This is a genomic window from Mitsuaria sp. TWR114 (genome assembly GCF_007997345.1).
Window position 1 is genome coordinate 1 of sequence record NZ_VOSR01000163.1, and the last position, 9036, is coordinate 9036.

The following is a 9036-nucleotide window of genomic DNA, read 5'->3' on the forward strand; positions in this document are numbered from 1 at the left end:
GGTCGAACAGCGCCTGGTCGACGCCGGGGCAGGTGGCGCGCACGTCGGTGCGCGGGATCTCGCCGGGGCGCCGGCCGGAGATCTCCACGCGCTGCAGGTCGTCGGGCGCGGCCTGCGCGGCGCCGGTGGCCAGCACGGCGAGGAGCGCGGCGAACGCGGCGCGGGCGAGGGTCGTGTGGGAGGGGCGGGTGGTCGCTTGCATGTCGTGCTCCTGAAGACGGGGGGACCGTCGTGGCGCGCTTCCTGGCGTCCATGCGATCGGTCTTTTTTCAGCGTAGGCAGCGCGGGCAGCGCCACCAAGCGGCGGGCGACCAAGCGTTGAAGGCGAGGGCTGGAGCGCCGCTTTGCCGCGACGAAACGCAGGCCGGCGCGATGAGCCGCGAATCGACTTTCCCCCGTATCCATCGGTCAAAAGTCATGCCGGCCTCGGTCATCGATCGGCATATTGATCGGCATATCGATCGATGTGACACGCGCGTGGCAAGACCTGTCCCCACGCCCCGGCCCCGGCGATCCATGACTTCCGCCGACCCGTCCCGGAAGACAGGGGTCCCGAATGGCACGGGGCCCGCCACGCCTCACGGCGCGCGGGCCCCGCGACCACGACCCGGCGGGCCGCGGCGGACCTGCCGGTCACCAGACCTTGATCGGATCCGCGGCGACCATCGCATCGCCCGGCTTGCAGTCGAAGGCCTTGGCGAACTCCGGCATGTTGGACATCGGCGCGAGCACGCGGTACTTGCCCGGCGAATGCGGATCGGTGCGCAGCTGGTTCAGCAGCGCGGCTTCGCGCGACTTGTTGCGCCACACCAGCGCGTTGGACAGGAAGAAGCGCTGCTCGGGCGTGAAGCCGTCGATCTTGTCGGTCTTGCCGCTGCGACGCAGCGCGTTCTGCAGCGCGTCGAAGGCGATCGGCATGCCGGCCATGTCGGAGATGTTCTCGCCCAGCGTCAGCCGCCCGTTGATCGGCGTGCCCTTCACCGGCTCGTAGCGACCGTAGAGCGCCACCACCCGGTCCGCGAGCGCCTGGTAGTGCTCCGCGTCCGAGGCGGTCCACCAGTCCCGCAGGCTGCCGATGCTGTCGAACTGGCGGCCGCGATCGTCGAAGTGGTGGACGATCTCGTGGCCGATCACCATGCCGATGCCGCCGTAGTTCACCGCGTCGTCGGCCTTGGCGTCGAAGAAGGGCGGCTGCAGGATGCCGGCCGGGAAGGTGATCTCGTTGAGGCCGCCCGCCTGCGCGTTGACGATGTGGGGCGACATCGTCCAGCGGGTGCGGTCGCTCGGGCGGTCCAGGTCCTTGATCTGCTCGCCGTGGAACCAGGCCGCCGCGCGCAGCTGGTTGCCGGCGAAGTCCTTCGGGTCCAGCGCCAGGCCCTCGAACCGGGGCCAGGTCGGCGGCGCGCCGATCTTGGGCTGCATCGCCTCGAGTTTCTCCAGCGCCTTGAGCTTGGTCTCCGGGCTCATCCAGCTCAGGTTCTGGATCCGCGTCTTCATCGCCGCCTTCACGTCGCCGATCAGCAGCGTCGCGCGGCGCTGCGCCTCGGGCGAGAAGGCCTTGGACACGAACAGCTCGCCCAGCGCCAGCCCGAGCGGGCTGCCGCCGGTGCGGCCGCCGATCATCAGGATGACCTCCTCGTCGCGCGGCGCGTGCTGCTCGAGCCCGTTGATGGCGACGCCGCGGTAGTCGAAATCGGCGTCCGCGAAGGCCTGGGGCAGGCGCGCGGCGCTGTTCTCGAGCACCCGCACCCGCAGGTAGGTCTGCCAGGTCGCCAGCGGGATGTGCTCGGCCATCAGCGCGACGCGGGTCATGAAGGTCGGCTGCGCCACGATCAGGCGCTCCACGCCGCCGGCGCGGGTGTCGCTGCGGGTCAGCGCCTTCAGGTAGGCCTCCCAGGCCAGGCCCGGCGCCTTCTCGGCCAGCTCGGGCGTCGTCATCGGGTTGTAGACCTTGAGCGGATCGCGCAGCTGCGCGCGCGGCACCGTGGCCTCGGCCAGTTGGGACTCGAAGCCCATCAGCGCGTCCAGCACCGCCGGCGTGGCCTCGAAGCCGGCCGAGGCCAGCAGCCGCTGCGCATACAGCCGGTAGGCGGCGCGCAGCTTCTTGGCGATGTCGGTGTCCTTGAAGTAGTCGTCGCGGTCGGGCAGGCCCAGGCCCGCCTGGCTCAGCGTCAGCACGTTGACCCGGGTGTTCTTGACGTCCGCCCGGACGAAGCTGCCCACCGGCGCGGCGATGCCGACGCGGCCCAGCTGCGCCAGCAGGTAGGGCAGGTCCTGCGCCGACTTCATCGACGCGATGCGGTCCAGCAGCGGCTTCACCGGTTTCAGGCCCTGGGCCTCGATCGCGGCCAGGTCCATGCCGCTGGCGTAATAGGCGGCGACCTGCTTCAGGCCCGGCGTCTTCTGCAGCGCCGGCTGGGCGACCAGTTCCGCGAGCGCCTGGCTCAGCAGGCGGTCGTTGGCCACGCGCAGCGCGTCGAAGCTGCCGATGCGGGTGCGGTTGGCCGGCAGCTCGGTGCGGTCGACCCAGGGGCCGTTCACGTAGTCATAGAAATCGGCGCAGGGCGAGACCTCGGTGGAGAAGCTTGCGACATCCAGCGCGCGGGCCGGCAGGGCGCTCAAGGCGAGGGCGGCGCCGGCCGCGACGGCGATCAGGCGTAGAGGGAACATGGTTATTTGTCACCAATGTGTGGCGAAAACGACAAGCCGCACAGGCTAAACGAGCCCCTTTTGCCCCGCCATCGGCGCCGTCCCGTGGATGGCTTCCGACACCCCGGGCACGCCGTTCGCGCAGCCTCGCAAACTGCGCGCAAACCTTACGAATCAGGGCTTTAGCCGTAAGAAAGGGGCGATTGGCGGATCAAAGTGAGCATTTCGACACAAAACGGTTATAGGGGTATTCCTTCCTGTTAACTGTTGCAGGGGGGGCGGTTGTCGCCCGATCAGCTTCCTACACTGCGCCGCACACCGCTCGGATTGGGCCGATCGGCGTGCCCCGCCAGAGGTGCCAACGCGCCAGGGCGTCGGGCTTGGCGGACGTCGGGGAACCTGGCGTCGTTGGAAAACTCTGGAGATGACAAGCATGTTGCGATTGAACAAGCTCAGCTGCGCGCTGGCTCTGGGTCTCGTCACGATGGGCGCGGCCCAGGCGGGCGTGTCGTCGGTGGATGTGGACAAGGCCCCGCGGGAACTGAGCAGCCAGACCGACCGGCTGATCGTGAAATACAAGGACGGCAGCACCGTCGTGCAAGGGCGCCTGGGCGCCGCCGTCCAGGCGCAGCCGCTGGCCAGCGACGCCATCGGCGCCCGCACCGAGCGCCTGCAGCAGCTGGCCGCGCCGCTGGGCACCCGGCTGTCGCTGGTGCGTCAGATGGGCACCGGCGCCCACGTGTTCCGGCTGGACCGCCGGATGAGCATCGAGCAGCTGCGTGAACTCGGCGAGCGCATCAAGGCGCAGGACGCCAACGTCGAGTACGTCGAGCCCGACCGCAAGATGTACGCGATGTTCACGCCCAACGACACGAGCTACAACTCGCAGTGGGACCTGTTCGACAGCGTCGGCGGCATCCGCGCCCCGGCCGCCTGGGACCAGGCCACCGGCACCGGCGTCGTGGTGGCGGTCATCGACACCGGCTACCGGCCGCATGCGGACCTGTCCGGCCAGATCGTCGCGGGCTACGACATGATCTCGGACACCGCCGTCTCGGTGGACGGCAACGGCCGCGACAACGACCCCAGCGACCCCGGCGACTACAGCGCCGCCAACGAGTGCCAGGCCGGCGATCCGGCCTCGACCTCGAGCTGGCACGGCACCCACGTGGCCGGCACGATCGCGGCCAAGACCAACAACGCGCTGGGCGTGGCGGGCATCGCCTTCAACGCCAAGGTCCAGCCGGTCCGTGTGCTGGGCAAGTGCGGCGGCTACACCTCCGACATCGCCGACGGCATCACCTGGGCCTCGGGCGGCAGCGTGTCCGGCCTGCCGGCCAACGCGACGCCGGCCAAGGTGCTGAACCTGTCGCTGGGCGGCGGCGGCGCTTGCGGCACCACGACCCAGACGGCCATCAACGGCGCCCGTTCGCGCGGCGCCAGCGTGATCGTCGCGGCGGGCAACGAGAACCAGAACGCCTCCAATTCCAACCCGGCGAACTGCTCCGGCGTGGTGGCGGTGGCGGCCACCGACCGCTACGGCGCCCGCGCGTACTACTCGAACTACGGCTCGATCGTGGCGCTGGCGGCCCCCGGCGGCGACGTGCGCTCCAGCGCCAGCAACGGCATCCTGTCAACGCTGAACGCCGGCACCAGCACGCCGGGCGCGGACAGCTACGCGTACTACCAGGGCACCTCGATGGCCACGCCGCACGTGGCGGCGTCGCGGCGCTGATGTACAGCGCCAAGCCCACGGCCACGCCGGACGAGATCACGGCCGCGCTCAAGAGCAGCGCCCGCGCCTTCCCGGGCACCTGCAGCCAGTGCGGCAGCGGCCTGCTGGACGCCAACGCGGCGGTCACCGCGATCAAGGGCGGCGGTGGTGGCGGCGGCACGGTCGCCGAGGTCGAGCCCAACGACAGCCGCACCGCGCCGCAGACGATCAGCGCGCCGGCCACGGTGACCGGCAGCCTGTCGACCTCCGACACCAATGACTACTTCAAGATCACGCTCCCGGCCGGCAAGACCCTGAGCGCGACCTTGACGCCGGCCAGCGGCAAGGACTTCGACCTGTACCTGCAAAGCAGCACCGGCACGCAGCTCCGTGCCAGCGAGAACGCCGCCGGCGCGGTCGACAGCTTCACCTACACGAACAGCGGATCGACCTCGATCACCGTGTACGTGCGGGTCCTCTACTACTCGGGCACCAGCGGGACCTACTCGCTGGGCCTGAGCTGGTAAGGAGCCGCCAACCAGGTTTGCCACTCTCCTCGTTTGGTAAGCCGGGTGCCTCGGGCCCGAACGGGGCTCCCGTTGAATCCCGCCGGTGCAAGCCGGCGGGATTTTTTTCATTCCCCCGGCGGGGAGGAGGGGCGGCCGCTCCCCCGGAAGGGGCCGCTACACTGCGGGGCTTGACCTCCCGCGCGCTCGCCGCGCCGCACCGCGCTTTCCCCATGGCCGGCCTCGACTCCACCACCCCGCTCCCCACCGACATCGTCGTGCACCAGCAGTCCAAGGTGCTGGAACTCGCTTTCAGCGACGGCGCGCGCTTCCGCATCCCGTTCGAGCTGATGCGGGTGTACAGCCCGTCGGCGGAGGTCCAGGGCCACGGCCCCGGCCAGGAGACGCTGCAGACCGGCAAGCGCGAGGTGTCCATCGTCGCGGTGCAGCAGGTGGGCCATTACGCGCTGCAGCCGCTGTTCTCCGACGGCCATGAGAGCGGCCTGTTCACCTGGGCCTATCTCTATGAGCTGGGTCGCGACCAGGACCGCCTGATGCGCGAGTACGAAGACAAGCTGGCCGCCGCGGGCCTGGACCGCGACGCGCCGATGCCGGCGAAGGCGGCCGGTGGCCATTCGCATGGCGGCGGCGCTTGCGCCAGCCATTGACCGGCGTCGACGACCGGCCGACCGCCTTGTCGCCATCGCCCCGACGCCCCCCATTCAGCAGGACATCCCCATGAGCTCCACCCATTTCGGCTTCGAGACCGTCGACGAGACCGCCAAGGCCCGGCGCGTGCGCGGCGTGTTCGACTCGGTCGCTTCGCGCTACGACGTCATGAACGACCTGATGTCGATGGGCCTGCACCGCGCCTGGAAGCGCTACACGCTGGCCGTGGCCAACCTCAAGCCGGGCGACCGCGTGCTGGACATCGCCGGCGGCACCGGCGACATGGCGCGGCTGTTCGCGAAGAAGGTCGGCGAGCGCGGCATGGTCGTGCACACCGACATCAACGAGGCGATGCTGCGCACCGGCCGCGAGCGTCTGATCGACGAGGGCCTGGTGCTGCCCACCAACCTTTGCGACGCCGAGGCGCTGCCCTACAAGGACGGCTCCTTCGACCTGGTCTGCGTGGCCTTCGGCCTGCGCAACATGACCCACAAGGACAAAGCGCTGGCCGAGATGAACCGCGTGCTGCGTCCCGGCGGCCGGCTGCTGGTGCTGGAGTTCTCGCAGGTGGCTGAGCCGCTGCGCAAGCCTTACGACTGGTACTCCTTCAAGGTGCTGCCGCGCATCGGGTCGCTGATCGCCGGCGATGCGGACAGCTACCGCTACCTCGCCGAGTCCATCCGCATGCACCCGCCGCAGGCCGAGCTCAAGGCGCTGATGAAGAGCGTCGGTTTCGGCCATGTCGACGTGCACAACCTGAGCGGGGGCGTCGTGGCCCTGCATGCCGGCATCAAGTGCTGACCTGGCCTGGCCCGGCGCTGCGGCGCCATCGCCATCGCCATCGCCATGAAGAGGGCCCCAATAGGGGCCCTTTGCTTTTGGGCTGCCGCCCCGGAGGGCGCCGAGCAGCGCGGGCGTCAGCAGGGCGACTTCCACTCCCTCAATTCGGTGGCGAGGATGGGATGTCCGTCCTCCTCCGCGCGGCGGGCGAGCTCGTCGACGTTGCGGTCGTTGACGTATTCATGACCGACGCCCTTCACGAGCTGGCCGTAGACGCTGTCGAGGTCGTCGGCATCGATTTCGGCATCGGTGGTGGGAAAGGGTGGCACGTCGGCCGGCAGTTCGGGCCGGAGTTGCTGCGTCGATCGGGAGGGCGAGTGGGAAGCGGCCATCGGAGTGCTCCTTGAGTCCAAGAGGTCGTGGAAGGGGAGGTCGTGCGGAATGGCAAGCCGCCGTCATTTCGGGCGGACGGCCTTGCGATTGGAACGGGGCAGCTTTCCCTCCCGCAACTGCTTGACCGCGTCGCCGACGAGGTCGGCCACCAGCCGGACCTCGCGCTGCAGGGCCTCGTCGCGGTCCAGCGCCTCGTGGCTGTCGTAGTAGGGGGCGTAGTAGCCGAGGTAGCGGTCCAGCCGGGACAGGTCGCCGGCGTCCACCAGGCCCATCCAGTCGAGCCAGTCGCCCAGGTTGCGGCGCTGCGCCTCGACGCCGGCCACGTCGCCATGGACGACCAGGCCGTAGACCCGCCCCTCGAGGTGCTTCGGGTAATGCCAGCCGCGGGCCTCGATCGCCTTGGCCTCCTCGACCCGCTTGCCGTGGGTGGAGGTCGGGTCCGGGTTGCCGCCATCGGCGCAGACCAGGCGGTCGATCATCAGCTTCAGCGCGCTGGGTGACTGATACCAATAGGTGGGGGTGAAGAGGATCACCCCATGGGCGGAGACCCAGCGCTCATAGATCTCGTTCATCCAGTCGTTGGACTGGCCCAGCGCATGGTTCGGATAACAGCTGCAGGGCCAGTGGCACAGCGGCATCGCGGTGGAGACGCAGCCCTTGCAGGGATGGATCTCGCGCCCGTATTCCGACGTCATCAGGCTGAGGTCCAGCACGTCGACGATGAGGTCGCGGCGGCCGAGCTGTTCCTTCGCGAGCTGCGTCAGGCGCCAGGTCTTGGACATCTCGCCGGGGCAGGAGCCGTCGTTGCGGTCGCTGCCGCAGACCAGCAGCACCCGCGAGCGGGTGGCGGGGTCGCCCAGCGCTGCTGGGCCTGCTTCAGCCGTTGGTGGGTGTCGAGCCACTCGACCGAGGCCTCGTAGTCAGGATCCTGGAAACCGTTGCCGGCGCGCCGGGTGATCGGCGCCTTGCGGCCATCCTTCATCGCCTGCCAGGCGATGGTCTCCAGTCGCGCGATGGCCTCATGCTCGACGCGGTAGGCCGGATCCATGAACCGCCGCATGAAGCGCTCGTGGAATTGCTCGCGGGTCAATTCCGCCGGCTGCTGGCCTTTGCGGATCTCGGTCATCGACGGTCCTGGAGTGACGATGCGCCCAGTATTCGAGGCCCTGCGCCGACCGGTCGTCGGACGAGCGCGGGTTGTCAGGCGGGCCTCGTCCTACGCGGTGCCCACCTTGGGGCGAGCTGCACCGGCCCCGGACAAGGCCGCGTGACCCGCACCGCGACCGTGCGGGCACCCCCCTCGAATGCGGGGTGCGGCATTCCCTCCTCCGGGCTTCCCCGCAACCTGCTTGTCACCAAGCGACCCTACGCTCCGCCCGTTCCATTGCTGCGCCAAGTCAAGCGCACAAGCTCACATTTGCTGACAAAGTTTTGCCGTAAACGTTTGCGCAAACATTTGTTTTAACTATTGACGTCGAGGGTCGCCATGCATCTGAAATCCATCCTGCTCGCCGCCGGGCTGCTGCTCGCCGGGGTGGCCCAGGCCGACACCGTCGCGCTGTGGGGCTTCAATCCCGACCGCACCGGCACGCCGACCACCAAGCCGACCTACACCGACCATGGCGGCGCGTTCTTCAGCACGGTGGGCAACGTCACCACCACCTTCGCCAGCCAGTCGGGCTCGTCCGACACCACCGCGGGCAGCTCCGCGCTGAACAGCTCGGGCTATGCGGCGCAGGGCACCGGCGACCGGACGACCGGCGTGCAGTTCTCGGTCGACACCTCCGGATTCCAGGACATCGTCCTGACCTTCGACCAGCGCAACAGCGGCACCGCGTCGGCGTGGACCGCGCTGCGCTACACCATCGACGGCGAGAACTGGGTCGAGGCGACCACCTTCCGCATGGTGCGCGACAGCGTCTTCGTGAAGGGCCTGGGTTTCGACTTCTCCGACATCGCCGGCGTCGACGACAACGCCAACTTCGCGGTGCAGCTGGTCAGCATGTTCGCGCCCAACACGCAGGCGTATGCCGGGACCAGCAACAACTACGGCACCGCCGGGACCATCCGCTACGACATGGTCCAGTTCGCCGGCTCGCTGATCCCCGAAGTCGTGCCGGAAGTTCCGGAGCCCGCCTCGATCGCGCTGACCCTGGCCGCCCTGGGCGCGATGGGCGCCGTGGTCCGCCGCCGCAAGCAAGCCTGATCAAGACCAAGGAGCCTTCCCCATGAGAGTCCGTGCCCTGATTGCCCTGACCGGTCGCGCCGCGCTGCGCGTCACCACGCTGAGCGCGATGGCCGTCGTGCTGACCGCCTGCGGCGGCG

The 9036-nt window shown here is 69.3% G+C and carries 8 protein-coding genes and 1 pseudogene; 5 read left to right on the plus strand and 4 right to left on the minus strand.

Annotation, left to right across the window (positions count from 1 at the left end; all coding sequences use genetic code 11):
• Both FUT87_RS07775 and FUT87_RS07780 read right to left on the minus strand, forming a co-directional pair.
• Positions 1 to 202: hypothetical protein (locus tag FUT87_RS07775; protein WP_147240659.1), on the minus strand; the 202-nt coding region annotated here is incomplete at its 3' end.
• Between the two features lie 431 nt (positions 203 to 633).
• The gene (locus tag FUT87_RS07780) at positions 634 to 2670 is read right to left on the minus strand and encodes a M13 family metallopeptidase (protein ID WP_147240660.1); all 2037 of its coding nucleotides are present in this window, start codon (positions 2668 to 2670) and stop codon (positions 634 to 636) included.
• A 412-nt stretch (positions 2671 to 3082) separates the two neighbouring features.
• On the opposite strand from FUT87_RS07780, the gene FUT87_RS07785 reads away from it, so the two are divergent.
• The 4 genes from FUT87_RS07785 (at position 3083) to ubiE (ending at position 6339) form a co-directional block, all read left to right on the plus strand.
• Positions 3083 to 4384, plus strand: coding sequence for a S8 family peptidase (locus FUT87_RS07785; protein ID WP_255511720.1), 1302 nt, complete (start codon positions 3083 to 3085; stop codon positions 4382 to 4384).
• Entirely contained in the window at positions 4384 to 4890 is a 507-nt protein-coding gene (locus tag FUT87_RS30450) for a pre-peptidase C-terminal domain-containing protein (RefSeq protein ID WP_255511721.1), read from the plus strand. Before FUT87_RS07785 ends, FUT87_RS30450 begins: the two co-directional genes overlap by 1 nt.
• Before the next feature lie 212 nt (positions 4891 to 5102).
• Positions 5103 to 5537 carry a gamma-butyrobetaine hydroxylase-like domain-containing protein gene (locus FUT87_RS07790; RefSeq protein ID WP_091726263.1) on the plus strand — a complete coding sequence of 145 codons (435 nt, stop codon included), beginning with the start codon at positions 5103 to 5105 and terminating at the stop codon, positions 5535 to 5537.
• 70 nt (positions 5538 to 5607) lie between these two features.
• On the plus strand, positions 5608 to 6339 hold the full coding sequence (gene ubiE / locus FUT87_RS07795) for a bifunctional demethylmenaquinone methyltransferase/2-methoxy-6-polyprenyl-1,4-benzoquinol methylase UbiE (RefSeq protein WP_147240661.1): 732 nt from the start codon (positions 5608 to 5610) through the stop codon (positions 6337 to 6339).
• Positions 6340 to 6455: 116 nt separating this feature from the next.
• On the opposite strand, the gene FUT87_RS07800 is transcribed toward ubiE, so the two are convergent.
• Positions 6456 to 6710, minus strand: a complete 255-nt coding sequence (locus FUT87_RS07800) for a hypothetical protein (RefSeq protein WP_091726258.1) — start codon at positions 6708 to 6710, stop codon at positions 6456 to 6458.
• A 63-nt stretch (positions 6711 to 6773) separates the two neighbouring features.
• Positions 6774 to 7837 (minus strand): annotated as a pseudogene (locus tag FUT87_RS07805) (flavodoxin family protein).
• Between the two features lie 360 nt (positions 7838 to 8197).
• Between FUT87_RS07805 and FUT87_RS07810 the strand changes: the two are divergent.
• Positions 8198 to 8917 carry a PEP-CTERM sorting domain-containing protein gene (locus FUT87_RS07810; protein ID WP_147240662.1) on the plus strand — a complete coding sequence of 240 codons (720 nt, stop codon included), beginning with the start codon at positions 8198 to 8200 and terminating at the stop codon, positions 8915 to 8917.
• Positions 8918 to 9036 lie beyond the last annotated feature (119 nt).